This is a genomic window from Amycolatopsis stemonae, from assembly GCF_054781455.1.
The window spans coordinates 1,140,593-1,166,989 of the sequence record NZ_BAAGUJ010000001.1 but is presented as its reverse complement, the minus strand read 5'-3'; the positions used below and the strand labels follow the sequence as shown (position 1 = coordinate 1,166,989).

The 26,397-nt window shown below is 72.2% G+C and carries 25 protein-coding genes and 1 tRNA gene; 16 read left to right on the top strand and 10 right to left on the bottom strand.

The window, feature by feature from the left end; genetic code table 11:
• Positions 1–73 precede the first annotated feature (73 nt).
• The 3 genes from ACYVLJ_RS05785 (at position 74) to ACYVLJ_RS05775 (ending at position 3,242) form a co-directional block, all read left to right on the top strand.
• The gene (locus ACYVLJ_RS05785) at positions 74–1,600 is read left to right on the top strand and encodes an efflux MFS transporter permease (RefSeq protein WP_460437972.1); all 1,527 of its coding nucleotides are present in this window, start codon (positions 74–76) and stop codon (positions 1,598–1,600) included.
• A complete protein-coding gene (locus tag ACYVLJ_RS05780; protein WP_451969419.1) occupies positions 1,581–2,180 on the top strand; it encodes an acyl-CoA-like ligand-binding transcription factor in 600 nt (199 codons plus the stop codon). The genes ACYVLJ_RS05785 and ACYVLJ_RS05780 overlap by 20 nt, the downstream gene beginning before the upstream one ends.
• Positions 2,181–2,717: 537 nt before the next feature.
• Complete coding sequence (locus ACYVLJ_RS05775; RefSeq protein WP_451969417.1) at positions 2,718–3,242, top strand: hypothetical protein; 525 nt, start codon at positions 2,718–2,720, stop codon at positions 3,240–3,242.
• A gap of 93 nt (positions 3,243–3,335) precedes the next feature.
• Here the strand turns inward: ACYVLJ_RS05775 and ACYVLJ_RS05770 are convergent, their stop codons facing one another.
• Positions 3,336–4,388, bottom strand: a complete 1,053-nt coding sequence (locus ACYVLJ_RS05770; protein WP_460437971.1) for an alpha/beta hydrolase — start codon at positions 4,386–4,388, stop codon at positions 3,336–3,338.
• A 151-nt stretch (positions 4,389–4,539) separates the two neighbouring features.
• Here ACYVLJ_RS05770 and ACYVLJ_RS05765 point away from each other — a divergent pair, with 151 nt between their 5' ends.
• The 4 genes from ACYVLJ_RS05765 (at position 4,540) to ACYVLJ_RS05750 (ending at position 7,631) form a co-directional block, all read left to right on the top strand.
• A complete protein-coding gene (locus ACYVLJ_RS05765; protein WP_451969889.1) occupies positions 4,540–5,088 on the top strand; it encodes an NADPH-dependent FMN reductase in 549 nt (182 codons plus the stop codon).
• Positions 5,089–5,223: 135 nt separating this feature from the next.
• Positions 5,224–5,646, top strand: coding sequence for an organic hydroperoxide resistance protein (locus ACYVLJ_RS05760; RefSeq protein ID WP_451969414.1), 423 nt, complete (start codon positions 5,224–5,226; stop codon positions 5,644–5,646).
• Positions 5,647–5,693: 47 nt separating this feature from the next.
• On the top strand, positions 5,694–6,170 hold the full coding sequence (locus tag ACYVLJ_RS05755; RefSeq protein ID WP_451969412.1) for a Dps family protein: 477 nt from the start codon (positions 5,694–5,696) through the stop codon (positions 6,168–6,170).
• 72 nt (positions 6,171–6,242) lie between these two features.
• The gene (locus tag ACYVLJ_RS05750) at positions 6,243–7,631 is read left to right on the top strand and encodes a PLP-dependent aminotransferase family protein (protein WP_460437970.1); all 1,389 of its coding nucleotides are present in this window, start codon (positions 6,243–6,245) and stop codon (positions 7,629–7,631) included.
• A 27-nt stretch (positions 7,632–7,658) separates the two neighbouring features.
• Here the strand turns inward: ACYVLJ_RS05750 and ACYVLJ_RS05745 are convergent, their stop codons facing one another.
• Positions 7,659–8,714, bottom strand: a complete 1,056-nt coding sequence (locus ACYVLJ_RS05745; RefSeq protein ID WP_460437969.1) for an NADH:flavin oxidoreductase/NADH oxidase — start codon at positions 8,712–8,714, stop codon at positions 7,659–7,661.
• Positions 8,715–8,788: 74 nt separating this feature from the next.
• Here ACYVLJ_RS05745 and ACYVLJ_RS05740 point away from each other — a divergent pair, with 74 nt between their 5' ends.
• Positions 8,789–9,415 (top strand): TIGR03085 family metal-binding protein, encoded by a 627-nt coding sequence (locus ACYVLJ_RS05740; RefSeq protein WP_451969407.1) that lies wholly within the window; start codon positions 8,789–8,791, stop codon positions 9,413–9,415.
• Here ACYVLJ_RS05740 and ACYVLJ_RS05735 read toward each other — a convergent pair.
• Genes ACYVLJ_RS05735 through ACYVLJ_RS05715 form a run of 5 tightly spaced genes read right to left on the bottom strand, consistent with a single transcriptional unit; the run spans position 9,381 to position 15,377 of the window.
• Positions 9,381–10,073 (bottom strand): hypothetical protein, encoded by a 693-nt coding sequence (locus ACYVLJ_RS05735; RefSeq protein ID WP_460437968.1) that lies wholly within the window; start codon positions 10,071–10,073, stop codon positions 9,381–9,383. The two genes, ACYVLJ_RS05740 and ACYVLJ_RS05735, sit on opposite strands and share 35 nt — an antisense overlap.
• Complete coding sequence (locus tag ACYVLJ_RS05730) at positions 10,070–11,869, bottom strand: carbamoyltransferase family protein (protein WP_451969403.1); 1,800 nt, start codon at positions 11,867–11,869, stop codon at positions 10,070–10,072. Before ACYVLJ_RS05730 ends, ACYVLJ_RS05735 begins: the two co-directional genes overlap by 4 nt.
• Before the next feature lie 15 nt (positions 11,870–11,884).
• Positions 11,885–13,132 (bottom strand): hypothetical protein, encoded by a 1,248-nt coding sequence (locus tag ACYVLJ_RS05725; protein WP_460437967.1) that lies wholly within the window; start codon positions 13,130–13,132, stop codon positions 11,885–11,887.
• Positions 13,129–14,370 (bottom strand): ATP-grasp domain-containing protein, encoded by a 1,242-nt coding sequence (locus ACYVLJ_RS05720; RefSeq protein ID WP_460437966.1) that lies wholly within the window; start codon positions 14,368–14,370, stop codon positions 13,129–13,131. Before ACYVLJ_RS05720 ends, ACYVLJ_RS05725 begins: the two co-directional genes overlap by 4 nt.
• Positions 14,367–15,377 carry a glycosyltransferase family 2 protein gene (locus ACYVLJ_RS05715; RefSeq protein ID WP_460437965.1) on the bottom strand — a complete coding sequence of 337 codons (1,011 nt, stop codon included), beginning with the start codon at positions 15,375–15,377 and terminating at the stop codon, positions 14,367–14,369. Before ACYVLJ_RS05715 ends, ACYVLJ_RS05720 begins: the two co-directional genes overlap by 4 nt.
• A gap of 323 nt (positions 15,378–15,700) precedes the next feature.
• Between ACYVLJ_RS05715 and ACYVLJ_RS05710 the strand changes: the two genes are divergently transcribed.
• The 6 genes from ACYVLJ_RS05710 to ACYVLJ_RS05685 are packed head-to-tail and all read left to right on the top strand — an operon-like array spanning position 15,701 to position 20,757.
• Entirely contained in the window at positions 15,701–16,405 is a 705-nt protein-coding gene (locus ACYVLJ_RS05710; protein WP_451969887.1) for a hypothetical protein, read from the top strand.
• Positions 16,402–17,433, top strand: coding sequence for a GNAT family N-acetyltransferase (locus tag ACYVLJ_RS05705; protein WP_460437964.1), 1,032 nt, complete (start codon positions 16,402–16,404; stop codon positions 17,431–17,433). Before ACYVLJ_RS05710 ends, ACYVLJ_RS05705 begins: the two co-directional genes overlap by 4 nt.
• The gene (locus tag ACYVLJ_RS05700; protein ID WP_460437963.1) at positions 17,430–18,488 is read left to right on the top strand and encodes a hypothetical protein; all 1,059 of its coding nucleotides are present in this window, start codon (positions 17,430–17,432) and stop codon (positions 18,486–18,488) included. Before ACYVLJ_RS05705 ends, ACYVLJ_RS05700 begins: the two co-directional genes overlap by 4 nt.
• The gene (locus ACYVLJ_RS05695; RefSeq protein ID WP_460437962.1) at positions 18,485–19,525 is read left to right on the top strand and encodes a GNAT family N-acetyltransferase; all 1,041 of its coding nucleotides are present in this window, start codon (positions 18,485–18,487) and stop codon (positions 19,523–19,525) included. Before ACYVLJ_RS05700 ends, ACYVLJ_RS05695 begins: the two co-directional genes overlap by 4 nt.
• A complete protein-coding gene (locus ACYVLJ_RS05690; protein WP_460437961.1) occupies positions 19,519–20,556 on the top strand; it encodes a GNAT family N-acetyltransferase in 1,038 nt (345 codons plus the stop codon). Before ACYVLJ_RS05695 ends, ACYVLJ_RS05690 begins: the two co-directional genes overlap by 7 nt.
• A 15-nt stretch (positions 20,557–20,571) precedes the next feature.
• Positions 20,572–20,757 (top strand): tautomerase family protein, encoded by a 186-nt coding sequence (locus tag ACYVLJ_RS05685; protein WP_460437960.1) that lies wholly within the window; start codon positions 20,572–20,574, stop codon positions 20,755–20,757.
• 37 nt (positions 20,758–20,794) lie between these two features.
• Here the strand turns inward: ACYVLJ_RS05685 and ACYVLJ_RS05680 are convergent, their stop codons facing one another.
• Positions 20,795–22,645, bottom strand: coding sequence for a S9 family peptidase (locus tag ACYVLJ_RS05680; protein WP_451969390.1), 1,851 nt, complete (start codon positions 22,643–22,645; stop codon positions 20,795–20,797).
• Between the two features lie 39 nt (positions 22,646–22,684).
• On the opposite strand from ACYVLJ_RS05680, the gene ACYVLJ_RS05675 reads away from it, so the two are divergent.
• Positions 22,685–23,449: a class I SAM-dependent methyltransferase gene (locus ACYVLJ_RS05675; RefSeq protein ID WP_460437959.1), complete on the top strand. Its 765-nt coding sequence runs from the start codon at positions 22,685–22,687 to the stop codon at positions 23,447–23,449.
• Positions 23,450–23,490: 41 nt separating this feature from the next.
• Here the strand turns inward: ACYVLJ_RS05675 and ACYVLJ_RS05670 are convergent.
• Both ACYVLJ_RS05670 and ACYVLJ_RS05665 read right to left on the bottom strand, forming a co-directional pair.
• Positions 23,491–23,564: transfer RNA gene (locus tag ACYVLJ_RS05670), tRNA-Pro, on the bottom strand.
• Positions 23,565–23,593: 29 nt separating this feature from the next.
• Entirely contained in the window at positions 23,594–24,574 is a 981-nt protein-coding gene (locus ACYVLJ_RS05665; RefSeq protein WP_451969387.1) for a metallophosphoesterase, read from the bottom strand.
• A 119-nt stretch (positions 24,575–24,693) separates the two neighbouring features.
• Between ACYVLJ_RS05665 and ACYVLJ_RS05660 the strand changes: the two genes are divergently transcribed.
• Positions 24,694–26,376: a serine/threonine-protein kinase gene (locus ACYVLJ_RS05660; protein ID WP_460437958.1), complete on the top strand. Its 1,683-nt coding sequence runs from the start codon at positions 24,694–24,696 to the stop codon at positions 26,374–26,376.
• The last annotated feature ends 21 nt before the right edge of the window (positions 26,377–26,397 follow it).

Sequence of the window (26,397 nt, the reverse complement as noted above, 5' to 3'; positions counted from 1 at the left end):
GGTCATCTCCTCTGGTGCCGGGTAATTTTGAGAGCTACTCTCATTTGGTAGTAACTATCAATTGGGGGTCGCTATGACTCAGCCACACCCACGCAGGTGGTGGGCGCTCGGCGCGCTCGCGGTGAGCCTGCTGACCGTCGGCCTGGACCTGACGGTGCTCAACGTCGCCGTGCCGACGCTCGCCGTCGACCTCGGCGCGACGACCACGCAACTTCAGTGGTTCGGCAACGCCTACACGCTGGCGTTGGCCGCGCTGCTGCTGCCGGCGGGCCTGCTCGGCGACCGCTTCGGCCCGAAGAAACTGCTGCTCGGCGCGCTCGCGGTGTTCGGGCTCGCCTCGCTGTGGTGCGCCTACGCGAGCTCGCCGGGCGAGCTGATCGCCGCCCGGGTCGTGCTCGGCGTCGGCGCCGCGTTCCTCATCCCGCTGTCGCTCTCGCTGCTGAACATCCTGTTCCCGCCCGAGGAACGGGCGAAGGCGCTGACGACGTGGGTGATGGCGACGTTCGTCGGCATCCCGCTCGGCCCGCTGCTCGGCGGCTGGCTGCTCGACCGCTTCGCGTGGGGCTCGGTGTTCCTGATCAACGTGCCGCTGACCGCGGTCGGCCTGCTCGCGGTGCTGTTCCTGGTCCCGCTCACGCGCGGGTCGGGCGAGGGCGGGGTCGACTTCCCGGGCATCGCGCTGTCGGCGGCCGGGCTCGTGGCGCTCACCTACGGCTTCGTCCACGCGGGCGAGCACGGCTGGGCCGACCCGGTGACGTACGGCCTGATCGCGCTGGGCGCCGCGGTGCTCGCGGTGTTCTGCTGGACGCAGACGCGGGTGGCCGCGCCGCTCACCGACCTCGCGCTGTTCCGCGAACCGCGGTTCGTCTGGGGCGCGGTGCTCGCCACGATGGCGTCCTTCGCGCTGATGGGCCTGCTGTTCGTGCTGCCGCAGCTGTTCCAGGCCGTGCAGGGCGCCGACGCGCTGCAGACCGGCGTGCGGCTGCTGTCGCTGATCGGCGGGATGCTGGCGTCGGCGAAGCTCGCCGAACGGCTGGTCGTCGCGCTGGGCGTGCGGGTGGTCGTCACGGCCGGGTTCGTGCTGCTCGCGGCCGGGCTGGCGTGGGGCTCGACGACGTCGCCGTCCGACGGCTACGGCGTCACCCTGGCCTGGGAAGTCGTCATCGGCCTGGGCACCGGGTGCACGCTGCCGCCGTTGATGTCGATGGCCATGGGCGCGCTCACCGAGGGCCGTTCGGGAGCCGGGTCGGCGTTGATCCAGGTGCTGCGCCAGGTCGGCGGGACGATCGGCGTCGCGGTGCTGGGCACGGTGCTCAACGGCGTCTACCGCGCCGGGGTCGCCGTCGACGGCCTGCCCGCGCCGGTGGCCGACGCCGTGCGGGGCAGCGCGTCGGCCGCGATCGCCGTCGCGGCGAAGCTGCACCTGCCCGCGCTCGCCGGCTCCGCGCGGGCCGCGTTCACCGACGGCATGGCGGCGACGCTGTGGGTGTGCGCCGGGCTCGGCCTGGCCGGCGCCCTGCTCGCGCTGCTGTTCCTGCCCGGGCGGGCGGCCGGGGAGCCGCAGCCGCGAGAATCGGAGCATGACGTCGTCGCCATCTGAGCCCACGGGGCTGCGCGAACGGAAGAAGGCCCGGACGCGTGCCGCGATCCAGCGGCACGCGCTGCGCCTGTTCGACGAGCAGGGCTACAGCGCCACGACGGTGGACCAGATCGCGGCCGCGGCGGAGATCTCGCCGAGCACGTTCTTCCGGTACTTCCCGACGAAGGAAGCGACGGTCCTCTACGACCCGTTCGACCCGGTGCTGATCGCGGCAGCGCTCGCGCAGCCGCCGGAGCTGAGCCCGACCGCCGCCCTGCGCGCGACGGCCGGCACCATCCGCGAGCAGATCTCGGGCGAGGACTGGGCCCGCGAGCGTCAGCGCCAGCTGCTGGTGTTCCGCGAGCCGGAGCTGCGCAGCGCGATCATGGACCAGTTCGCCGAGGGCATCGACCTGCTGGCCGGGATGGCGGCGGAGCGGACGGGCCGCGAGCGGGACGAGTTCGAGGTCCGCAACTGGGCGGGCGCGGTGGTCGGCGTGATCATGGCGGCGTTCGCCGGGGCGGCGTCCGATCCCGAGGCCGACACCCTGGCCGTGCTGGACCGGGCGCTGGCGCACTTGGAGACCGGCCTGCCGCTCTGAGGGGAGTTGCCCGGGGGTGGTTCGCGGTGGGCGGGCTGGTGCGCGGGGTGGCATCGCCGCCGATCGGGGTGCCGTCACCCGCCCGTCGCGGCACAGCCGAGCGCGGAACCCCCGCCGTTGCCCCCTCCGTCCCGCCCGAAGTGCGAATTTCCGGAATTGATTTCGCATTTCCGCGTCCACCAGTGGCGGAACCTTGTGGGTGGCGGTGCGAGCGTGGGGGACGCCCCGTCTGGAGCAGTCGCGACACGCGGTCCGACGGAGTGATGAAGCTAAATGATCACCGTTTACACCCGCGTGAGTGACCCAAATGTTCCATAGTGGACGGTCGCTACCAGCGGTGACGTTCGGGATCGGTCATGATGATCTTCAGGGGGACGGGCAAGGTTTCGACGTTAATCAATTGCGGGACAGTTCGCTGCCCGCGCATCCGGCACGTAAGGGTTAGAAAACGTCCCTAACCGGTGATCGGGTGGCTTATCTCCGATACGGGGGGTATCGATTTATCCCGTCAGGTCTCCCGAGGCCAGGAGGTAAGGAATGAAAGGCAAGTTCGGGCGGTCCATCGCCCTGGTAGCCGCCGCGAGTCTGCTGGCGGTCGGAACGGCGGGGATCGCTTCGGCGAGCCCGGACGGGGGCAAGGGTTCCTCCAGCACCCAGGCCCTCGCCGCACAGGTGCTCCAGATGCGTGACGACCTGACCAAGGTGGCCTACGCGGGCAACGTCGGTGCCACGCGCGGCGACCTGGGGCAGCTCAGCCCGGTGCTCGCGGACATCGCGGCCGGAAAGCGCTACACGATCCAAACCGACACTCAGCAGCTCGCCGGCCTGGCCAAGGGCCGCGCCGACGAGTCGAACCGGCTGCTGACCGACCCGACGGCGACCCCGCGCCAGCTGCCCCCGCTGCCGCTGCCGCCCATCCCGGACCTGCCCGGCCCGCTGAAGATCGTCAGCGACCTGCTGAAGGCCCTGCTGGGCGCCGTCACGGGCATCCTCGGCGGCCTGCTCGGTTCGCTGCCGGTGCCGCCGCTGCCGGTGCCACCACTGCCGGTTCCAGGTTCGTAACCCGGCCACCGAAAACAGGGGGGCCCGGAGCCCGGCCGCGGACATTCCTCCGCGCCGGGCTCCGGGTTCGTTTTCGGGCCTTTCCGGCCGAGCTCAGTCCCGTTTGGACAGACCCTGCCGCAGCGCACCCGCCATCTCGGCCAGTGCCTCGCGGAACCGGGTGCCGACGCCGGTGAAGTTGATGAACCCGTGGATCAGATCCTCGTGCCGCCGCAGGGCCACCTCGACGCCCGCTTCGCGCAGCTTTTCCGCGTACGCCTCGCCTTCGTCGCGAAGGGGGTCGAAGCCCGCTGTGACGACCAGGGCCGGCGGCAGGCCGCTCAGGTCCTCCGCGCGCAACGGCGACAGCCGCGGGTCGGTCAGGTCCGTGCCCTCCGGCACGTAGTGGTTCTCGAACCACTTCATGTGCGCGTCGGTCAGGAACAGGCCTTCGCCGAACAGGTCCCGCGAGCGGTAGCGCTTCGCGAAGTCCGTCGCCGGGTAGATCAGCAGCTGGAACGCCGGCGCCGGGCCGCCGCGCCGCACCGCCTGCTGCGCCGTCACCGCGGCCAGGTTGCCGCCCGCGCTGTCGCCGCCCACCGCGATCCGCGCCGGGTCGGCGCCGAGGTCGCCCGCCTTCGCCACGGCGTACTCGAACGCCGCGAGCGCGTCCTCCTCCGCCGCCGGGAACGGGAACTCCGGGGCCAGCCGGTACTCGATCGACAGCACCCGCACCCCGGCGTGCTTGGCCAGGAAGCGGACGGCGTTGTCGTGGCTCGCGCGCGTCCCGATCACCCAGCCGCCGCCGTGGAAGAACACCAGCAGCGGCGACTTCTCGGGCAGCCCGACCGGCGTGTAGAGCGTGGCCGGAACGTCGCCGTCGGGGGTGGGCACGGCGATCTCGCGCACCGACACCGGCTCGACCGGCTTGCCGCTGACCAGGTGCCGTCCGACGTCGAGCAGTGCGCGCGACTGCTCCACCGACCCGTGCACGAGCTCCGCGCCGGACACCTTCTGCAGCCGGAGCAGCAGCTGGGCGTCGAGCGCGAGCTCCTGGCCGTCGATGCGCACGGGGCGGCCGGCGACCGCACGCCGCAGCGGCGCGGGCAGCCAGAACGCGAGCTGGGACGCCGCGGCCTGGGCGCGGACCGGGAGCGGGATCGCCATCGTTGCCTCCTGAGCGTCGGTGCCGACGGGGACGTTACTCGTCAGTAGGTAACAGGTCCAGCTGTGACGCGGGCCTCGGTCCCAAAGTCTGGATATCCACTTAAGTGGAGGGGTTAGCCTGAAAGACGTGACTTCAGCCAGGACGATCAACGTGCTCGGGATCGGCGGCTCTCTGCGGGAGGGCTCCCAGTCCGAACGCGCGCTGCAGATCGCGCTCACCGGCGCGGCCGAAGTCGGCGTCCGGGTCCGGATGCTCTCCGGGCCGGAACTGGTGCTGCCGTTCTACGACGCCGGCGAACCGGGGCGCGACGAACGCGCCGCCCGGCTCGTCGAGGCCGTCCGGCAGGCGGACGGGCTCATCGTCGTCTCGCCGGGCTACCACGGCGCGCTGTCCGGCCTGGTCAAGAACGCCCTGGACTACGTCGAGGACCTGCGTGACGACGAACGTCCCTACCTCGACGGCCGCGCGGTCGGCCTCGCCGCCGTCGCCTACGGCTGGCAGGCCGCGGTGACGACGCTCGAGCAGCTCCGCACGATCACGCACGCGCTGCGCGGCTGGGCCACCCCACTGGGTGGTTCGATCAACTCCGCCGAGACCAAGTTCGACGAGGGCGGCGGCGCTTCGGACGAGAAGAGCGTCCGCACCCTTCGCCTGATCGGGCGGCAGGTCGCCGAGTTCGCCGTGACGCGCGCCGCATGACGTTTCGCCCGGCCGCGGCCGGGTAATCGAATCCACGTGATGCCCGCCATGTGGGGGCACGGTTCCGCGGGTGCGGGATGTTGTGCCCAGTGAGACGCTCGCTGTGGAGCGTTCGCGACAGAAGGCAGGCTGAGCATGGGTCAGGCGATCTACACCGCGGTGGCGACGGCGCGCGGCGACGGCCGCAACGGCGAAGTGACCTCGTCGGACGGCGTCATCGACGAGTCCCTGGCCATCCCGAAGGAAATGGGCGGCCCCGGCGGGGACAAGACCAACCCCGAACAGCTCTTCGCCGCCGGCTATTCGGCCTGCTTCCACAGCGCCCTGCAGCTGGTCGCCCGTCAGGCCAAGGTGGCACTCCACGACTCGACGGTGACCGCGGAGGTCAGCGTGCTCAAGCAGGAGGTCGGCTTCGGCCTCGGCGTCGCACTGAACGTCTCCCTGCCGGGTCTCGAGCAGGCCCAGGCCGACCAGCTGGTCGAGCAGGCCCACCAGGTGTGCCCCTACTCCAACGCGACCCGCGGCAACATCGAGGTCGCGCTCTCCGCCACCGTCTGACCGCCCGGCGGCGGTTCCGGACCAGTCCGAGGAAAGGATCCCCAGAGATGAGCAACTCTCCGATCAAGAGCCCGCTTTCCGAGGCGGACAAGGAAATCACCGGCAACGCCCTGCAGGCGACGCTGGTCGACCTCGTCGACTTGTCCCTCATCGCCAAGCAGGCGCACTGGAACGTCGTGGGTGCGAACTTCCGCAGCGCGCACCTGCAGCTCGACGAGCTCGTCGCCACCGCGCGCCAGTACGTCGACGAGGTGGCCGAGCGCGCCAACGCCATCGGCATCTCGCCGAACGGCAAGGCCAAGACCGTCGTCGAGAGCTCGGGCGCCCCGGAGTACCCGGACAACTGGCAGTCCGTGGAGTCCACGGTCGCCGCGATCGTCGACATCCTCGCGACGCTGATCGAGCGCCTGCGGGCCCGCATCGACGAAACGGACAAGAGTGACCTCGTGACGCAGGACCTGCTGATCGAGATCACCCGCGCACTCGAAGAGGCGCACTGGATGTGGCAGGCGCAGCAGGCCTGATCCGTCCCGCGAAAGGGGCCGTTCCCGCGTGGAACGGCCCCTTTCGCGTCCGCACGCAGTACTTTCGACGGCATGGTGCTGCATCAGGGGAAAGCCGACCGCCCGGACCGCGTCGGCGGGACGAACCCGCTCTACGCCGGCGCGAACCCGGCATTGGCCGCGGGACTGGTCATGCCGCGCGACAAGCTGCTCGAAGACTCGCTGCCGCCGGACACCGCGCTGCAGCTCGTGCGCGACGAGCTGATGCTCGACGGCAACGCGCGGCTCAACCTCGCCACGTTCGTCACGACGTGGATGGAGCCGCAGGCGCGCGAGCTGATGGCCGAGTGCGTCGACAAGAACATGATCGACAAGGACGAGTACCCGCAGACGGCCGAGCTGGAGCGCCGCTGCGTCAACATCCTCGCCGACCTCTGGCACGCGCCCGACCCCACGGACATCATGGGCTGCTCGACGACCGGGTCGTCGGAGGCCTGCATGCTCGCCGGGATGGCGCTGAAGCGGCGCTGGTCCAAACTCGGGCGCACCGGCAAGCCGAACCTGGTGATGGGCGTGAATGTCCAGGTGTGCTGGGAGAAGTTCTGCGAGTACTGGGAGGTCGAGCCGCGGCTGGTGCCGATGGACGGCGACCGCTACCACCTCACCGCCGACGAGGCCGTGGCCCGCTGCGACGAGAACACGATCGGCGTGGTGGCGATCCTCGGCTCGACGTTCGACGGCAGCTACGAGCCGGTCGCGGAGATCGCCGAGGCGCTGGACGCCCTGCAGGAGCGCACCGGCTGGGACATCCCGCTGCACGTCGACGGCGCGTCGGGCGCGATGATCGCGCCGTTCCTCGACCCGGACCTGGTGTGGGACTTCCGGCTGCCGCGCGTGGCGTCGATCAACACGTCGGGCCACAAGTACGGGCTCGTGTACCCGGGCGTCGGCTGGGTGGTCTGGCGCAACCAGGAGGCGCTGCCGTCGGAGCTGGTGTTCAAGGTGAACTACCTGGGCGGCGACATGCCGACGTTCGCGCTCAACTTCTCCCGCCCGGGTGCCGAGGTCGCGGCGCAGTACTACACGTTCGTCCGGCTGGGGCGGTCCGGGTTCCAGGCGGTGCAACAGGCTTCGCGGGACGTCGCGATGCACCTTTCTTCCGGGATCGCCCGCTTGGGCCCGTTCGAACTGCTGACCCGCGGCGACCAGCTGCCGGTGTTCGCGGTGACGACGAAGCCGGACGTCGGGTTCGACGTCTTCGACGTGTCACGACGGCTGCGGGAGCGCGGCTGGCTGGTGCCGGCGTACACGTTCCCGGAGAAGCGGACGGACCTGGCGGTGCTGCGGATCGTCGTCCGCAACGGCTTCACGCACGACCTGGCCGACCTGCTGCTGGCGGACCTGGCCCGCGTGCTCCCGGAGCTGAAGAAGGAAGGCGGCCGCCGGAACGACCCGTCGACGGCGACCTCCTTCCACCACTGACGCGGCACTTTCCCGGGAAAGTGCCGCTCAGTGCCAGGACTTGGCGCGGGCGTACTGGTCGGGCCAGTGGACGTCGGCGCCGAGGACGTTCGCCGCGCGCAGGGGCCAGTGCGGGTCGCGCAGCAGGGCGCGGGCCAGGAAGACCGCGTCGGCTTTCTCCATGATCTCCTCCGCCTGGTGCGGGTCGGTGATCATGCCGACCGCGCCGGTCGGGATGCCGGTCTCCGTGCGGATGCGCTCGGCGAAGGGCACCTGGTAGCCCGGGCCGACCGGGATGTCCGGGTTCGGGGTGTTGCCGCCGGTGGAGGTGTCGATCAGGTCGATTCCGCGCTCGGCCAGGAGCTTCGCGAGCCGGACGGACTCGTCGGCGGTCCAGCCGCCCTCCGTCCAGTCCGTGGCGCTCAGCCGCGCGAAGAGGGGGACGTCGGTTTCGGCGCGGACGGCGTCGGCGATCTCCAGCGCGAGCCGGGTGCGGCCCTCGAAGTCGCCGCCGTAGCGGTCGGTGCGGGTGTTGGACAGCGGCGACAGGAACTGGTGCACGAGGTAGCCGTGCGCGAAGTGCAGTTCGAGCAGGTCGAAGCCGACGTCGAGGGCGCGCTTGGCCGCGTCCGCAAACGCTTGCGGCAGGGCGCTGACCTCGTCCGTGGTCAGCTCGCGCGGGGTCTCGTACGAGCCGAACGCGGTCGCCGAAGGAGCGACGGGCTGCCAGCCGCCTTCGGCCTCCGGGACGCTGCCGGTGCCCTCCCACGGCCGTCGCGTCGAACCCTTGCGGCCGGCGTGGGCGAGCTGCAGGCCGATGGCGGTGCCCTGGCCGTGCACGAAATCGACGATCCGGCGCCACGCCCCGGCCTGGGTGTCGTTCCAGATGCCGGTGTCCTGCGGGCTGATCCGGCCTTCCGGGACCACGGCGGTGGCCTCGGTCATGACCAGGCCGGCGCCGCCGGTGGCGAACTGGCCCAGGTGGACGAGGTGCCAGTCGCCGGGCACGCCGTCGGTGGCGGAGTACTGGCACATCGACGAAACCCACGCGCGGTTCGGCAGGGTCAGGCCGCGGACGGTGATCGGGCTGAAGAGTCGGCTCACCTTTCGATCAACGACGCGTGCCCGGCGTCTCTTCCCGTCGCGCGAAGGGTGTACCGGCGAGTAACGTCGGCCACATGGGTGTCGCTGCTGACGAACGCCAAGCCTTGAGCTCACTCTTCGACGACCTCGGGCCCGACGCGCCGACCTTGTGCGAGGGCTGGACCACGCGGGACCTCGCCGCGCACCTCGTCGTGCGCGAGCACCGGCCGGACACCGCGCCCGGGATTCTCGTGCCCGCGCTCGCCGGGTACACCAAGAAGGTCCAGGACCGCTACGCCGCCAAGCCGTGGGCGAGCCTCGTCGAGCAGGTGCGGCGGGGGCCGTCGAAGTTCTGGCCGACCGCCATCGGCCCGCTCGACGAGCTGACCAACACCGCCGAGTTCCTCGTCCACCACGAGGACGTCCGGCGAGCGCAGCCCGGCTGGGAGCCGCGGCCCGCCGACCCCACCCGGGACGCCGCCGCGTGGAAGTCCGCGAAACAAGCCGCCAAGCTCAACCTCCGCAAGGCGCCGGTCGGCGTCACCCTGAAGACGCGAGACGGCCGGGAGGCCGCGGTCAAGACCGGGCCCGACCCCGTCACGATCGTCGGCGAGCCGGTGGACCTGCTGCTGTTCGTGTTCGGCCGCGACGCCGTGAAGCTCGACTTCGAGGGCGACGCGGCCGCCGTCACGAAACTCCAGGCCGTGAAGCGTGGACTCTGAGCGAAACCCACCGGCCCACCGGTAGCGCGACGACGATCGCGGCCAGCACCAGGTGCACGGCCATGAACGCGACCGCGGCCGGCACGCTCGGCGGCCCGCCGAGGAACACGATCATGTGCGAAGCCCACTTCAGCTCGGTGGGCTTCGTGCCCGCGGCCCAGACGTCGTTGACTGCCCAGAAGGTCAGGTCGTTCACGCCCGAGATGACGACCAGGATCGACGCGACGCCCACCTTGAGCACGTTCGCCGTCCGGCCGCCGCCCAGGCGGTAGGCCAGCAGCGCGAACAGCACGATGAACGTCGTCACGAACAGCTCGAACTGGTACACCGGCTGGAAGTCCTGGTCGGGCGAGCGCGCGAAGTCCTGCACCCGCATCACCAGTTCGGTGTCCAAATAGGACATGTAGACGAAAACGGCGAACACGATCAACGCCGGGCCGAACCGGCCGCGCGGGAACAGCGAAACCGTCAGCACCGCGAAGGCGAACGGGCACAGCTTGAACGCCCAGTCGCCGACGTTGTCCAGCGTCTGGTCCGGCGGCAGCACCACCATGATCAGCAGCGCCGTGACCACGGCCGGGACCGCGGCCACCAGCCACAGCCACTGCCGCCGCCGGTACAGCGCGGCGACCAGGCCGGGCGTTTCCACAACGGTCACAGGTCCTTCTCCACCCAGAACGGCCCGAGCGCCAGCGCGTCGACGTCGGTCTTGAGGTAGCACGCGATCGCGTCGGCCGGGCTGGCCACGATCGGCTCATTGTTGTCGTTGAACGACGTGTTGACGACCATCGGCACGCCGGTCAGCTTCTCGAACTCGCTGATCATCCGGTAGTACAGCGGGTTGTCCTCCCGGCTGACGGTCTGCACGCGGGCCGTGCCGTCGACGTGCGTGATCGCCGGGACCTCGGCGCGCTTGTCCGGCAGGACATCGAACACCAGCAGCATCACCGGCGACGGGTAGTCGCTGACGAAGTACTCGCCCGCGCGCTCGACCAGGCAGGACGGCGCGAACGGCCGGAACGCCTCGCGGTGCTTCACCTTCTCGTTCATCCGCGTCTTCGACTCCGGGTCGCGCGGGTCCGCGACGAGCGAACGGTTCCCCAGCGCCCGCGGCCCGCACTCCATCCGGCCCTGCACCCAGCCGACGATCTTGCCGTCGGCCACGTTCGCCGCGGTGTGCGCGGCGATGTCGTCGACGCGTTCGTACTTGACGCCGGCGTCCTGCAGGGCCAGCTCCATCTCGGCCTCGGTGTAGTCCGGGCCGGTGTAGGTGTAGCCGTCACGCGGGCGCGGCTTGCCGTACTTGGCGACCGAGACGTCCAGGGCGGCGCCGAGCGCGCAGCCGTCGTCGGCCGCCGCGGGCTGGGCGAAGAAGTCCTCGAACGGCGTTTCCAGCAGGATCCGCCCGTTCATGACGCTGTTCAGCGCGACGCCGCCGGCGACGCACAGCCGCTTCGAACCCGTCTCCCGCTGCAGCCACCTCGCGAGGTGCAGACCGGCTTCTTCGAGCGTCACCTGGAGCGCGTACGCGATGTCGCAATAGTGCTGGGGAACGGGATTCGAAGCCGTGACCCGGGTTTTCGGCCGCGCCGGGCCGAAGGTGTCGGTGAACTTCCGGCTCATCACGTGCTTGCCCGTGCGGTGGTGGCCGAACCAGGACAGGTCCAGCTCGAAGCCGCCGTCGTCGTCGAGGTGGATGAGCTGCTTGAACGCGTCGACGTAGGTGGCCTCGCCCAGCGGCGCCAGGCCCATGATCTTGCCTTCGTCGCGAGTCGGGTAGAAGCCCAGATACCCCGTGACGCCCGCGTACATCGCGCCGAGCGAGTGCGGGAACTTGATGCGCCGCAGGTCGACGATCCGGTTGCCGCGGCCGTGCGCGAGGTAGGTCGCGGTGCCGTCGCTGCCGATGCCGTCGAAGGTGAGCACGGCCGATTCGTCCCACGGCGAGATGAAGTAGCCGCTGGCCGCGTGCGCGCGGTGGTGGTCGACGAGGTGCGTCTTGAACTTCGTCGGCCCGGTCCAGCCGGCGGCTTCCTTGACGTCCTTCTCGAGGGTGTAGGACCGCTTGATGTGGGCCAGGACCGCGCCGCCGACGTGGTAGTCGTCGTGGCCTTTCCCGCCGCCGGTCAGGAAGGTGTCGACCATGCCCGCGGACTTGCCGCCCTCGTCGCCGTTGGCGTTGCGGAAGACGTCGAGCGTGCCGGGGAAGTAGCGCGCGAACACCTTCGCCGCGTGGATGCCTTCCTTCCATCGCTGCCAGTAGTAGGCGACGTGGTCGACGTCGGCGAGGGTGATCCCGCCGCGCTCCAGGCAGAACTTGATGGCTTCGGCGGGGAAGCCGCCGTCGTGCTTGACGCGCGTGAAGCGCTCTTCTTCGGCGAAGGCGATGATCTCGCCGTCGCGCACGAGTGCCGCGGCCGAGTCGTGGACCCGGCTGATGCCCAGTACGTACATGACTTTCTCCCAGTTTCAGTAGCGGCGGACCAGGCGGCGCAGGACGGCCGCCTTGACCGCGAGCGCGAGGACGAGCGCGGCGAACCCGCCGACCGGCCCGAGCGGCGGGACGAGCAGCGCCGCGGCGACGGCGGTGGCGGCGAGCGAGACGACGGCCGTGCCGGACGTCAGCGTCAGCACCCTGCTGTTGGTGTTTTCGATGAGGAAACCCGCGTACAGGCCGATCGCGTACAACGCCGTCTCGGCGAGCACGAGCACCCCGAGGACGACGTAGGCGTCTTCGGCCGTGAGCAGGCCGCGGGTCCCGGGGATGGCGAGACCCGCGGCCAGCAGGACGGCGACGCCGATCCCGGCCCGTTCGACCAGCCGCAGCAGCGAAACCGCCCGCGCGCGCCCGGCGGCCGCGCCGGTGCCGCGCAGCCGGCGTGACGCGGCCGGCTGGTGCAGCTTGAGCTGGTAGTACAGCAGCGAGCAGAACGCGCTGGACGCCAGCAGCGCCAGGTAGAACGGCCCGCTGTCGGTGGTCCGCCCGGACAGCGCGAGCACGGCGAACACGACCGACGTCGAGATGACGTCGAGCAGTTCGGTCAGGCCGAGCAGCACGGTGCTGCGGCCGAACGCGGGCAGCAGCCGGTGCCCCGGCACCCCGCCGCCGCGCAACCACGGTCTCGGCAGCAGGGCCACCGAAACACCGAGGAGCACGAGGATCCCGGCGAGCAGCAAGGCGAGGTGCGTGCCGGGGGACCAGCGCACCGCCCACGTCACGCAGGTCACGACGCCGACCACGACCGAGCCCGCGGTGAACGCGAGTGCGTCCAAAGTGGACTTCCCGCGCAGGCGGTGCAGACCGGACACGGTCATCAGCAGTCCGCCCGAGATCGACCACGCGGCCGCCGTCAGGTACAGCGCCGCGTCCGACGCCGGGGCGGCGACCAGCGCGACGGCCGTCGCGGCCAGCACCGCCAGCACCGGCACCGCGGCCAGCCGGACCGCGAGCGCCGCGACGGCGTCCCGCGTCCGGCTCAACCGCGGCAACGCCTTCAGCGCGGACTTCTCCGCTGCGGCCGGCACGAAGTTCAGCCAGGTCATCAGGCCGAGCGCGTTGGCGAACCGCCCGTAGTCGTGCGCGCCCCACGCGGTGATCAGGACCAGGCCCATCGCCTGGACCGACAACCGGAAGACACCGCGGCCGGCGAGCAGCCGCAGCACGACCGCCGGCCGCGGCGGGGCCGCGACCGGCGGGGCGGTGGCGGGCACGGTCACGGCAGCGGAACCGCCATGTCCTGGTCGTGGAGCAGGAACTTCAGCGTGCCGCGGACGGCGTTCTCGCACGCGAGCAGTTCCGGCACCGAACCGGCGGTGAGCACGACGTACCCGAGCTTGTGCCCGGCCTGCTCGTAGGGCCGGACGAACGACCCCGCGTCGGCGAACAGGTGCAGGCCGACCACGCCGGGCATCGCGCGCACGTCGTCCACACCGTCCACCCGGGACAGGTGCCCGCCGCGGTCGGACGCCAGGATGTGCACCAGCGTCGGCCTCGGCTCGTGCAGGTCCAGCCGGACCTCGCCGCCGGTGGCGGCGGCGATCCCGGCCGCGATCAGGTCGGCGCCGTGGCAGTGCGCGATCGCTTCCGCGAGCCCGTTGCCGCCCATGCGCGCGCCCATCTCGATGAGGTACAGCTGCCCGTCGCGGCCGAGCACGGCGTCGAGCGTCAGCGGGCCGGTGCGGTAGCCGAGCTCGGTGCAGATCAGGTCGAGCGCCTCGATCAGCCGCAGCTCGACGTCCGCCGGCAGTTCGCCGGGCAGCAGGTGCGACGACGTCACGAAGAACGGCGGCGGCGTGAGCACGCGCTCGGTGACGGCGTGGAACACGATCCGGCCGTCGACGACCAGCGCCTCGATCGTGAAGTGCGAGCCGTCGAGGTGCTCCTCCACGACCAGGCGCCCGGACGGCGAGAACGCGAGCGACTCGGTGAACGCGTTGGCCAGCCGGCCCGGGCCCGCGCACGAGACGACCCCGCGGCTGCCGGAGGAGTCGACCGGCTTGACCAGCGCGGGGAACCGCAGCTGCTGGGCGGCGTGGATCAGCTCCGGGCCGGGACGGCCGTCGACACTGCGGTAGCTCGGGAGGCCCAGGTGGTCGGACAGCGCGCGGAAGACGGCCTTGTCCGTCGACGCCCGGACCGCGTACTCGGGCAGGGGATCCGGCATGCCCCAGTGGCGGGTCAGCCACGCCAGCGCCGGCAGGCCGACGTCACTGGCCGGGCACAGCACGCCCGCCAGGTCGCGGCGGCCCTCCAGCGCCGCCGCGATCTGCTCCGGTGCCCGCACGCTGACCTGCAGGAACTCGTCCGCGTACGCCACCGCCGGCGCGGCCGGCCGGACGTCGACGCAGATCGTGCGGAACCCCAGCTCCCGCGCCCGCTCGTAGGTGCTGACCGAACCGTCCGCACCCCCCAGGATCACCAGGGTTCTCGCGGGGTCCTTCTTCGAACTCGTCACGCTGAAACGCCTTTCCCCAGTTGCACATCGATGAGCCGGGGACCCTCGGGGTCCACCGGGGTGAAGAGCCGGTCCTCGGCGTCGACGACGACGTTCGCCTCCCGGACGTAGAACTGCCGGGGCCGCGCCTGGCCGGCCCCGACCACGACGAGGTAGCGCACGGTCAGCGACAGCACGACCAGCAGCACGCTGAGCAGCGCGAACAGCGTCGCGGCCGTGACGCTCGCGCCGAGCAGCCCGAAGGCCGCCGCGCCCGCGGCCAGCACGCCGATCCCCGCGGCGAACAGGGCCGTCGCCGACGCCGCGGTCGTCAGTCGTCGCGTGAACCCGACGAACAGCTCGATGGCGTGCGACGAAAGGAAGCCGAAGCCCACTTTGGACTCCCCGCGCTCCCGGGCCCGGTGGGCCACCTGGACGCAGGCGTACCGGCTGGTCAGCCGGGGCACGGTGGCCAGGAAGTACGGCGTGCCGAGCCGCAGGTCGACGATCTTGCGGGCCAGTTCCGCGCGGACCAGCCGGAACGCCGTGGCCCCCGGCGGGATTTCGATGCGCAGCACGCGCCGCCCGAGGAAGTGGAACGCCGAGGTGCCCCAGCGCCGCAGCCGGGGGTCCTGGCGGTTCGTGCGGACGCCGAACACCGCGTCGTTGCCCTGCTCGGCCACCGCGATCAGCTTCTCCGCCTCGGCGGCGGGGAACTGCTGGTCGGCGTCGATGTGCAGGACCCACGGCCGTGACGCGTAGCGGTAGCCGGCCGAGAAAGCGGCCTCGAAACCGAAGTTCCGTGAAAAGGAAACATACCGCACGCGCGGGTCCGCGGCCGCGAGCGCGCGGATCTCGTCCAACGTCCCGTCGACGCTCCCGTCGTCGACGTAGAACAGTTCGAGTGAATAGCCGGACAGCTCGTTGGTTATTTCCCGATAGGACGGTCCGACGTTCTCGACTTCGTTGAAGCACGGAATGACTACGGTGAGTCCACTGTGGGCCGGCCCCGGGAAAGGACTGGTCATCTGCGGCGCCCGGGGCGTGGTCCCGGTTTTGTGTCCGTTCGGTCACCGACAGTGCGAATAGTGATCATGAATCCCCCAGACGGATCCGGTAAGCCAGCTTGCCGATATGCGGTGTGGCGGAGTTATAAGCAGACGGATCGTCGTTCTGCGACGGCAGAACTTCGAATTCCTCCGTTCAGACCCAGACCAAAGTATTAACCCATCCGGCATTCGGGGTGTCCTTCCGGTGAACTCCTTCCGTCCGGGGCGCGGATGACGCAGACTCCCCGGCCATGTGGAATCTGGGGGCGGGGGTCCTTTGGCGTGCTGCCTACGTCCGGGCGGTGCGTTCGGCGTTCGCGACGGTGCCGTTCTACCGGGAGCGCTGGGCGCTCGACGGCCGGGAAGACCCGGTGCTGGTGCCCGGGCGCACCGGGACAAACGGCGGCGCGGCGCCGCTCGCGGAAGCCGTGCACCAGGTCGTCGACCTGGTCCCGCTCGCCGGGGGCGCCCAGCGGACGGAGCCCGTTCGCGGGCTCGGCCGGGTGCTGCGGACGGCCCGCGAGCCCGGGCCCGGCAGCCTGGTCGTCCTGCTCGGGCCGGACGGCCTGCGCCCGCCGGCCGACCTGCCGAAGGGCGTCCGCGGCTGCGTCACCGATCCCGACGCGCCGAGCACGTCGGTACTGCGTGAGCTGACCGCCGTGCTGAACCGGGGCCACCGCGTCCTCGCGGTCGGCGACGACAAGGCGCTCGCGGCCTTCATCGAAGACGACCGCGTCGAAGCCGTGCCGCACCGCGAACTCGACTCGCTCGACGCCGGGCCGTACGGCGTGCTGCACGACCCGGTGCTCGGGTACCTCGGTGCGCTGGGGAGCTGCGGGCGGTGGCACCTCGACTGGCGGCACGTCTACGCGCGCCCGACCGCCGGCGGGCTCGCGGTCACGTTGCTGCGTCAGGCTTCCCCGCGGTTCGTCGACGTCATCCCGGCCGCCGGCGTGCGCGCGGAGATCGCGCCTTGCCCGCGGCACGGCACCCCGGTCGTCCTGTGAGGTTCGCGTTCCACGACCCCCGCGTCGATCCGGTGCCCGCGGGCTGGGCGGAGTTCCGGCGGGCCGCGCGGCCGCACCCCGTGTGGGACTACGAGCTGATGGGCGTCGAAGCGTGGGGCGCCCGCAACCCGCAGCTGCTGGTCGTCGCGGCCGAAGGCGACGAGCTCGTCGCCGCGCTGTCCGTTCTGGTCTGCCGGCCCCGGTTGTCCCCGCAGTTCGCGCCGCGGCCCGGGAAGCGCTTGCTGCGGCCGTTCTGGGCCGAGGTCTGCCAGCCGTGGCTGAGCGGCTACCCGGGCATCGTGTTCGCCCCGGGCTTCCGCGACGGGCACGCGCTGGTCCGCGAGTTCGAGCGGCAGCTGGGCCGGCGGTTCGGTGCGGGCCTGCTCGGCGTGGTCTACCGCGCGCTCGGCGCGGACCTCGCCGCGGGGCTCGCCGGCCGCGGCCGGCTCGTCAAGCGCGTGGACCCGGTGGCCGTGCTGGAAAACCGGTTCGGGTCCGAACAGGACTGGCTCGCGACGTTGCCGAGTTCCCGGCGATCCGGGCTGCGGCGTCGGCACCGCCGGCTCGCCGAGGACTCGACGCTGGTGGTGCGCGGCGGCCCGGGGCGCCACGACCTCGACGGCGCCGAGCTGGCCGGGCTGATCCGAGCGCACCGCGAGCGCTACGGCAAGCTCCCGCTGGACACGCGCACGCCGCCGTCGGCCGGCTTCCTGCACCGGTTCGTCCGGCGGCCGGACGTCCACACGCTCACCTACGCCGACGCCGACGGCCGGCTGCTCGCCGTGAACACCCTGCTCGACCACCCGGAAAGCCCCAGCCTGCAGCACTGGGCCGCGCTGCCGATCGAGGAGCGCGGCCGGTCGGGCCTGTACTTCGACTCCTACGTGCGCGCGGTGCGGTTCCTCGCGCGGCGCGGGGCGAAGGAGCTGTCCGCGGGCCGCGGGATGCTCGAGCTCAAGCAGGAGCTGGGGTTCCGGGCGCGGCCGGTGTACACGGCCGCCGTGCCGAGGCCGGTGCTGGGCCGGTGAAGACCCTGACCGCGGTGTCGCACGTGGACATCCACGACCCCCGGGTCGACCCGCCGCCCGAGGGCTGGGCCGCGTTCCGGGCCCGGTGCCTCCCTCCGGTGTGGGACCACGAACTGCTGCGACGCGAGGCGTGGCTGGCGAAGAACCCGCCGGTGCTCGCCGTCGTGCGGCGCGGCTCCGCGATCGTCGGCGCGTTGTCGGTGATGGTCTGCCGGAGCTGGCGGGCCGCGGACTTCGGCCCGCTGTCCGCCGGACGGCTGCGGCCGCGCTGGGCCGAGGTCTACCTCCCGCTGCTGAGCGGCTACCCGGCGGCCGTGTTCGACGACGGCTTCACGGAGCGGCGGGCGGCGATCCGGGAGTTCGAGCGAGCCCTGCGGGAGCACGTCGGCCCGGGCCTGCTCGGCGTGGTCTACCGGGCGATGAACCCGGACCTGGTCCCCGCGCTCGACGGCCGCGGCCGTGTGACGCGCGAAATCGACCCGGCCGCCGTGCTGGTCAACCGCTATTCCACGGTGGACGATTGGGTCGCGACGCTCGCGCCCGAAGTCCGGCGGTACCTCGACGCCGACGTCGCCACCGAAGCGGCGTTCGGCCGCGCGGACGTCGACCCGCGCGAGCTGGCCGTCCTGCTCAACGCGCACCGCGCGCGGCAGGACGACCGCGCGTGGGCGGGCGGGCAGCGGTCGCGGATCGGCGGGCTGCACCTGGACACCCGCAGCCCGGTCGCACCGGCGTACCTCGAAGCACTCGTCCGGCGGCCGGACGTGCTGACCCGCACCTACCGCGACGACGCCGGGCGGCTGATCGGCTTCCACACGATGCTCGACCACCCCGGCGGGGCCGCGGTGCACCACTGGGCCGCGCTGCCGAGCGCGGCCGGCGGTCGGAAGGGGCTCTATGTCGACTGTTACGCCCGGTGCGTGGCCCACATGATCGCCGAAGGACGGCCGGAGCTGACCGCGGGCCGCGCGATGCTGCCGGAGAAGACCGCGCTGGGCTTCGGCACGCGGAGCCTGTTCTCGGTGGCCGTACCGAGGCCGGTGCTGGGCCGATGACCTTCGCCGTCCGGGTGCTCGACCCGCGCACCGATCCCGAGCCCGCCGGCTGGGCCGCCTTCCTCGACGCCCAGCAGGCGCCGCTGACCTGGGACTACGGCCTGCTGTGCACGGAGTCGCGGCCCTCCCGCAGCCCGTACCTGCTGACCGTGGTGACCGACGGCGACGAGCTCGTCGCCGCGGTGCTCGCCATGGTCTGCCGGCCCGGCGGGGCCGAGCCGGGGCCGGTCGGCGGTCCGGCGCGGTGGGGCCCGCGCTGGCTGGAGGTCCAGCACGCCTGGCTGTCGTGCTACCCGGCGTGGCTGTTCGCCGAGGAGCTCGACGCGGCCGCGCGCCGCGAGATCCTGCGCCGGTTCGAACGCGCCGCCTGCCGGCGGACCGGCCCGGGCTGTCTCGGCGTGGTCTACCGCGCGGCCACCCCGGACACCGCCGGGCTGGTGGCCGGCCGCGGCCGCCTCGTCCGCGAGATCCAGCCGGCGCTGGTGCTGGAGAACACCTTCGCCGACCTCGACGGCTGGCTCGCGTCGCTGAGCCGGAACCGGCGCTCGAGCCTGCGCGGCCAGATCCGCAAGATCGCCGCCGACCCGGGCGTGGTCGTCCGCGAGGGAACCGCCCGCGACGACGTCGACCCCGGAGAGCTGGCGGCCATGCTGCGCGCGCACCGCGAAACCAAGGGGCCGGTGAAGTTCGACCAGCGCGGGCCGGTCACCGCGGAGTACCTCGGCGAGCTCGTCCGCCGTCCCGACGTCGTCACCACGACCTACCACGACGAGCGCGGCCGCCTGCTCGCCTTCACTGACCTGCTCGACCACCCGGTGATGCCGCTGCACCAGCACTGGGCCGCGCTGCCGCCCGCCGACGGCCGCCCGAAGCACCTCTACTTCGACGTCGTCGTGCGCGGGGTGCGGCACATGATCGAGCACAACCGGAAGTTCCTGTCGCTGGGCCGCGGGGTCACCGACCTCAAGGCGTCGCTGGGGTTCACGCCGAGCCCGATGACCGGCGTGGTCGTGCCGAGGCCGGTGACGCGGTGGTGATCGACGTCCTCGACCCGCGCCACGACGCGGAACCGGTGTACTGGACGGCGTTGCGGGAGCGAGCCGGCCTCCGGGCCGACTGGAGCTGGGAGGTCCTCGCGACGCAGGCGTGGGCCGCGCGGACCCCGCAGCCGGTGACCGTGTTCCGCGAGGGCGCCACGCCGCACGGGGTCGTCAGCGCGGCCTGGGTCACCGGCCGGACGCGGCGGTACCGCTTCGCGGGCGACGGCCGGGGCTGGTTCGGCGGGCTCGACATCCGCGCCCCCGGCGCCAGCTCCCGGCCCGGCTGGTGGTTCGCGGACCCGGGTGACGACGGCGGGGTGACCAGGCTGCTCGAGACGTACGTCCCGGCGATGCGGGCCGAGCTCGGGCCCGGGTTCCGCGGGATGCTGGTGCGTCAGGTCGGCGAGGCGGGTGTGCCCGCGGTCAGCGGCCGGTTCCGCCTGGTGCGGCGCACCGAGGACATCGCGGTGCTGGACGTCTCCGCGTTCGGCTCCCGCGAAGACTGGGTGAACTCCCTGGCCCGGAAGCGGAAGCAGAACCTGCGCAAGATCTTCCGCACCTTCGACGCGGACGCGTCGGTCGCGGTGCGGTGCGTGCCCGGGAAGGAGGCCGACCCGGTCGCCGTCGCGGAGGTGCTGCGGCACAACGAGCGCAAGCACCACGACGTGCCGATCGTCCCGCTGCCCCACTTCGTGGGCTACCTGACGGCCCTGCTGCGGCAGCCGGACGTCTCGGTGATCGAGTACCACGACACCCGGACGGGCCGGCTGCTCGCCGTCGCCACCCTGTTCGACCACCCGGCGCGCCCGATCGCCCGGCACTGGGGCGCGCTCGGCCCGGCGGACGGCGGCCGCCCGAACCTCTACTTCCACTTCTACGGCGAGGCGGTGCGCTGGGCGATCGCGCACGGGCGCACGGCGGTCGTGTTCGGCAAGAAGATGACGGAGATGAAGGCGACCCTGGGCGCGCGGCTCGTCCCGCAGTACGCGGCGGCCGTCCCGGTGCTAGCTTCGCGGCGTCCCACCTAGCAGCAGGAGCCCGTCATGCCGATGATCAGCGTTGCCATGTTCCCCGGCCGCACGCCCGCCCAGAAGAGCGCCCTGGTCCGCGAGCTGACGGACGCGTTCGTCCGCACCTGCGGCGGCAAGCCCGAGGGCGTCCAGGTGACGCTCGTCGAGGTCGGCGCCGACCGCTTCGCCACCGGCGGCGTCCTGCACCCCGAGCGCTGAGCGGCACCGCCACCGGCGGTGCCGCTCAGCTCCGGGCTCAGCGCAGGCCGAGGGCGCGCAGGGCGAAGCCGACCTCGATCGACGTCTGCTTGATCGTCTCGGCGATCACCAGCGAGCCGTGGCCCGCGTCGTAGCGGTAGAACTCGTGGTGCAGGTCGCGGCCGCCGAGGCGGTCCAGGTAGTTCTCGATCTGGCGGATCGGGCAGCGCGGGTCGTTGTCGCCGGCCAGCACGAGCACCGGCGCCGTCACGGCGTCGACGTAGGTGATCGGCGAGCACTCCTTGTACACCGCGGGCACGTCCTCCGGCGCGCCGCCGAAGAGCGCCCGGTCGAACGAGCGCAGCTGCTCCATCTCGTCCTCGTACGCGGCGACGTAGTCCGCCACCGGCACCCCGGCGACGCCCGCCGCCCACCGCGTCGGCTGCGTGCCGAGCGCGAGCAGGGACAGGTAGCCGCCCCACGAAGCACCGTTCACGACGCACTTCGCCGGATCGCTGAGTCCACTTTGGACGGCCCAGTCGTGGACCGCGGCGACGTCCTCCAGCTCGGTCAGGCCGGGCCGGCCCTCGATGGCGTCGCGCCAGGCCGAGCCGTAGCCGGTCGAGCCGCGGTAGTTGACCTCGACCACGGCGAACCCGGCGTCGAGCCAGGTCGCGCGGTAGGCCGAGAAGCGGTCCTCGTCCGCCGCGTGCGGGCCGCCGTGCAGCGAGAACACCGTCGGCAGCGGGCCCTCCGGCGCGTCCGAAGGCCGCGACACCAGCGCGTGGATGCGGCCGCCGACGCCGTCGACGAACGCGTCGGTCACCGGCTCGGACCCCGGCGCGCGCTCGCCCGGCGGCTCGAGCAGCACCGAGTCGGTGCCGTCGGCCGTCCGCGCGCGGACCGCGGCCGGCTCGGCGGCGCTCGACCACGAGTACTCGACGGTGCCGTCCGGACGGACGCCCGCGCCGCCGATCCGGCCGGCTGGAGTGTCCACGGAGGACAGTTCGGCGGTGTCGAGGTCGTAGCGGTACAACGAGCTGCGGCCCTCGTGGAAGTGGACGACCAGCAGGGCGCGCGCGTCCGGGTACCAGCCCGCGACGACCTCGCCGGGCAGGTCCAGCTCCAGCTCGGTCTCGGTGTCTTCGCGGACGTCCCAGACGAGCAGCTCCTCGCGGCCCCGGCGTTCGTGCAGCACCAGCAGCCGCTGGTCGCCGGGCAGCGGCGAGAATTCCAAGGCGCTCAGGCCCTTGCCCTCGCCGTCCCACTTCTCGGCGACCACGCCGAAGCCGTCGGCGGCGAGCACCCGCAGCGCGGGGTGGCGCGAGTCACCGTGTTCGGAGTGCGAAATCGCGATGAGGCTCTCGTCGCGGGAGAGCGACGCGATGCCGGCGTCGTCGGCGTGGCTGTAGAAGCGGTGGGTCTCGCCGTCGATCCGGGCGAAGAGTTCGCTGCCGTCGTCGGTGGAGACGCCGATCGCGACGATGCCGGTGCCGATCTCGAGGCCGGCCGGGTAGCCGTCGTGGACGTCCGGGACGGCCTTCTCGGGTTCGGTGCCTTCGCTCGCGGCGAACGGCTCGCGCACCCACGAGCCGAACTCGTCGCCGTCGGTGTCGTCGAACCACCAGATCCACGCGCCGTCCGGGGACGGGGTCGCGTGCAGGGTGCCGTTGGGCCGGTCGGTGACGCGGCGGTGTTCGCCCGTCGCCCGGTTCCAGGCGTAGACCTCCCAGACGCCGCTGGCGTTGGAGACGTAGACGTTGGCGTCGGCGGCGTCACGGGCCCAGTCGGGCACGGAGATGCGCGGGGCGTGGAAGCGGGCGCGCCAGCGGGCTTCGGCTTCGGCGTCGTCGAACAGCCGGTCCGGGACCACCGCGGGCGGATATTGGTTGGCTGACTGCGTGCTCACCCCTCGATCCTGCCACCTCCGGGCCGTACTGTGTGCGGGGTGCTGGAGGGTTACGCGCCGGGCTACGGGCGAGACGCGGTTTCGATGATGTCCGCGCGCACCGCCGCGGAGCGGGCGACGTTCGCCCAAGCGCTGTTCAGACCGGGTACGTGGGTGGTGGACCTCGGCTGCGGCCCCGGCTCGATCACGCTCGGCCTCGCCGCGGAGTCCCGGGTCACCGGGGTGGACCTCGACGCCGGTCAGGTGGCGCTCGCGCGCGCCGCGGCGCGCCGGGCCGGACGCTCCACAGTGGACTTCGTGGTGGCGTCGGCGTACGACCTGCCGTTCGCCGACGAAAGCGTCGACGTCGCGTTCTCGCACGCGCTGTTCGAGCACCTGGCCCGCCCGTCGGACGCGCTGGCGGAACTGCGCCGGGTGCTCCGGCCGGGCGGCAGGCTTGCTCTGTCCACATCGGACTGGAGCCGGGCCCGCCTGCGCCCGAAGACGGCGAACGTCGACGCGGCCCTGCGCGGCCACCACCTGCTGCGCCGCCGCGCGGGCGGCAACCCGTTCGCGGGCCGGGTGATCGCCGACCAGTGCGTCACGGCGGGGTTCACGGAGGTGGTGTCGAGAGCCCGCTACCGCTCGGACATGAGCTACCGCGACCTGGCGAGATACGTCGAGACGCGGCTGGAAGCGGCGCTGAAGGAAGAGGGCCGCGACCGCGACCAGCTGGCGAGCGCGGCCCGATCGGCCTGGATGTGGACCCGCGGCGGCGACGGCGACTTCAGCCAGTGCTGGGTCGAAGTGACGGCGACCCGCTGAAACCAGAAGAGCCGGTGTCCGAAGACACCGGCTCTTACTCGTCGGGGTGGCGGGATTCGAACCCACGACCTCCTCGACCCGAACGAGGCACGCTACCAAGCTGCGCCACACCCCGAGGTACTGCTTAACGGGTCGTGCAGAAGTCTAGCGGACGGTGTCGCGGGCTTTTCGGCGGGCTGCCTTACGCGGCTCCGGCGACTCCGACCCGCGCGGGACCAGGGTCAACAGGCTGGCCTCGGGCGGGCACGCGAACCGTGCGGGCGCCCAGGGTGAGGTGCCCAGGCCGGCCGAGACGTGCAGCCACATGTGGGCGCCCCAGCGGGAGGCGCCGCGGGCGCGGGTGCGGTCCAGCTCACAGTTCGTGACCAGGGCGCCGTAGCCCGGGAGCCGGAGCTGGCCGCCGTGGGTGTGGCCCGCGAGGACGAGGTCGTAACCGTCCGTGGCGAACGTGTCGAGGACCCGGGGTTCCGGGGAGTGCGTGACGCCGATGCGGACGGCCGCGCGGGTGTCCGCCGGGCCGGCGATGTCGGCGTAGCGGTCGCGGCGCAGGTGCGGGTCGTCGACGCCGGCCGCGAAGACCGGCTGCCCGCCGACGTCGATGGTGCGGCGGACGTGGGTCAGGTCCGTCCAGCCGTGCTCGACGAACGCCGCGCGCAGGTCGCGCCACGGCAGCTGGACGCCGTGGATGCGCTTCTTCTTGCCCTGCGGCATCAGGTACCGGGCCGGGTTCTTGGGTTTCGGCGCGTAGTAGTCGTTGCTGCCGAAGACGAACACCCCCGGCCGGTCGAGCAGCGGGCCCAGCGCGCGCAGCACGGACGGGACCGCCTGCCGGTGCGAGAGGTTGTCGCCGGTGTTGACGACCAGGTCGGGGTTCAGCTCGTCGAGCGCGGCGACCCAGCGCTGCTTGCTGCGGTGGCTGGGCAGCATGTGCAGGTCGGAGACGTGCAGGATGGTGAACGGCCGCGCCCCGGGCGCCAGCACCGGCAGTTCCGCGGTGCGCAGGGTCCAGTGGCGCCGTTCGATGCCGACGGCGTAACCGAGGGTCGCGACGCCGAGCGCCACCGTCCCCGCGGCGAGGCGCTTCGCGGTCGCCCCCGACGTGCTTGTGTTACTGAGCGTGCTCACGAGGTCCAGGATACGTGCTCAACAGTTGGATGACTTCGCCGCCGTTACGGGGAACCTGACGCTTAGCATTTGCGTCGGCCCGACAGACGGGATTCAAGCCGGGGGGCTTGGGGAGAACGATGGAGCAGTTCGGGCCGTACCGGATCGAGGGCCTGCTCGGCCGCGGGGGCATGGGCGAGGTCCACCGCGCCTACGACACCGCGCACGACCGGGTCGTCGCGCTGAAACTGTTGTCCGATCCCTTCGTCGCGGACGAGGCGTTCCGCGCGCGGTTCCGGCGCGAGTCGCAGATCGTCGCGCGGCTGCGGGAACCGCACGTCATCCCGATCCACGCGTACGGCGAGATCGACGGCCGGCTGTACCTCGACATGCGGCTCGTCGAAGGCCGCGACCTCAAGGAACTGCTGGAAGCCGGGCCCCTGGACCCCGCGCGGGCGGCCGGCATCGTCGAGCAGGTCGCGGGCGCGCTCGACGCGGCCCACGCGGACGGCCTGGTGCACCGCGACGTCAAGCCGTCCAACGTGCTCGTCACGAACGCGGACTTCGTGTACCTCGTGGACTTCGGCATCGCGCGGTCGATGTCGGGCGAGGGCACGTCGATCACCGGCACCGGCAACGTGATCGGCACGCTCGACTACATGGCCCCGGAACGCTTCGGCGAGGCGCCGATCACCGGGCTCGTCGACGTCTACGCGCTCGCGTGCGTGTTCTTCGAATGCCTGACCGGGCACCGCCCGTTCGCCGCGGAGGGCGCGGCCGCGCAGATGGGCGCGCACCTGACCGCGCCGCCGCCGGCGCCGTCGCGCGAGCGGCCGGGCCTGCCGCCCGCACTGGACGCCGTGGTGGCGCGCGGAATGGCGAAGAACCCGGCCGACCGCTACCCGACGGCGACGGCCTTCGCCCAGGCGGTCCGGGCCGCGGTGAGCGCACCGGCGGCCCCGATCCCGACGTGGCAGCTCACGACACCGGGCCCGGTGACCCCGCCGCGGCCCACGCTCGCCGCACCACCGCCCACGTCCTCCGGGCCGGTCGCCGTTCCCGCGCCGTACCCGCGTCCGTTCACCGCCCCGCCGGGGCCGGTCGCACCACCGAAGTCCCGGCGGACCGGGTGGATCGCGCTGTGCGGCGCGCTGGCCGGCGTCGTCGTGGTCGCGTTGCTGATCACGTACCTGGTGACCAAGGACAGCACGACCCAGACCGGCCACCCGGGTTCGGTGACGCCACCGGTGACCGTCACACCCCCGACGTCGACGACGCCCGAGTCCACGCCGCCACCGTCCACTTCGGACCAGCAGGCGCCGCACGACGGCAAGCTGTACGACGCGCTTCCCCTGGCGTACAAGGGAAACGCCACCTGCGGCGACGCGGCCCCGGACGCCGGCGCGGTCGCGGCGGTCGAGTGCGCCGACTCGAACATCGGGGACGCCCAGTCGGGCAACGTGGTCTTCAAACAGCCGACGGGCGCACGGTTCCTCCGGTTCGCCGACGCGGGCGCGATGGACGCGTTCTTCCAGAGCATCGTGAAGTCCCAGGGCCTGACCCGCAACGACGCCCAAGGCGCGTGCCGACCGCTGAAGGCGCCGAAGATCTGGGGCACGTACTACCGCGCGGAGACCCGCCACCCGGTCGACGGCGAGTACCTGACGTGCTACCTCGGCGACCCGGCGATGCTCGTGTGGACGGACGAGCAGAACCTGATGGCCGGCGTCCTGAAGTCGGCGAAGGTCACCAACGCCGACGAGCTGGACCAGCTCTACTACTGGTGGAACGAGCAGATCCTGTCCACCATGCCCGGCGGGTGATCGGCACCGCTGTGCCGATCA

Excerpts from the sequence above, each read along its gene's own strand:
- ACYVLJ_RS05730 (WP_451969403.1), bottom strand. The coding sequence starts at position 11,869 with ATGTACGTACTGGGCATCAGCCGGGTCCACGACTCGGCCGCGGCACTC.
- ACYVLJ_RS05685 (WP_460437960.1), top strand. The coding sequence starts at position 20,572 with ATGCCGATGATCAGCGTTGCCATGTTCCCCGGCCGCACGCCCGCCCAG.
- ACYVLJ_RS05715 (WP_460437965.1), bottom strand. The coding sequence starts at position 15,377 with ATGACCAGTCCTTTCCCGGGGCCGGCCCACAGTGGACTCACCGTAGTC.
- ACYVLJ_RS05740 (WP_451969407.1), top strand. The coding sequence starts at position 8,789 with ATGGGTGTCGCTGCTGACGAACGCCAAGCCTTGAGCTCACTCTTCGAC.
- ACYVLJ_RS05770 (WP_460437971.1), bottom strand. The coding sequence starts at position 4,388 with ATGGCGATCCCGCTCCCGGTCCGCGCCCAGGCCGCGGCGTCCCAGCTC.
- ACYVLJ_RS05780 (WP_451969419.1), top strand. The coding sequence starts at position 1,581 with ATGACGTCGTCGCCATCTGAGCCCACGGGGCTGCGCGAACGGAAGAAG.
- ACYVLJ_RS05755 (WP_451969412.1), top strand. The coding sequence starts at position 5,694 with ATGAGCAACTCTCCGATCAAGAGCCCGCTTTCCGAGGCGGACAAGGAA.
- ACYVLJ_RS05785 (WP_460437972.1), top strand. The coding sequence starts at position 74 with ATGACTCAGCCACACCCACGCAGGTGGTGGGCGCTCGGCGCGCTCGCG.
- ACYVLJ_RS05660 (WP_460437958.1), top strand. The coding sequence starts at position 24,694 with ATGGAGCAGTTCGGGCCGTACCGGATCGAGGGCCTGCTCGGCCGCGGG.
- ACYVLJ_RS05760 (WP_451969414.1), top strand. The coding sequence starts at position 5,224 with ATGGGTCAGGCGATCTACACCGCGGTGGCGACGGCGCGCGGCGACGGC.
- ACYVLJ_RS05695 (WP_460437962.1), top strand. The coding sequence starts at position 18,485 with ATGACCTTCGCCGTCCGGGTGCTCGACCCGCGCACCGATCCCGAGCCC.
- ACYVLJ_RS05775 (WP_451969417.1), top strand. The coding sequence starts at position 2,718 with ATGAAAGGCAAGTTCGGGCGGTCCATCGCCCTGGTAGCCGCCGCGAGT.
- ACYVLJ_RS05750 (WP_460437970.1), top strand. The coding sequence starts at position 6,243 with ATGGTGCTGCATCAGGGGAAAGCCGACCGCCCGGACCGCGTCGGCGGG.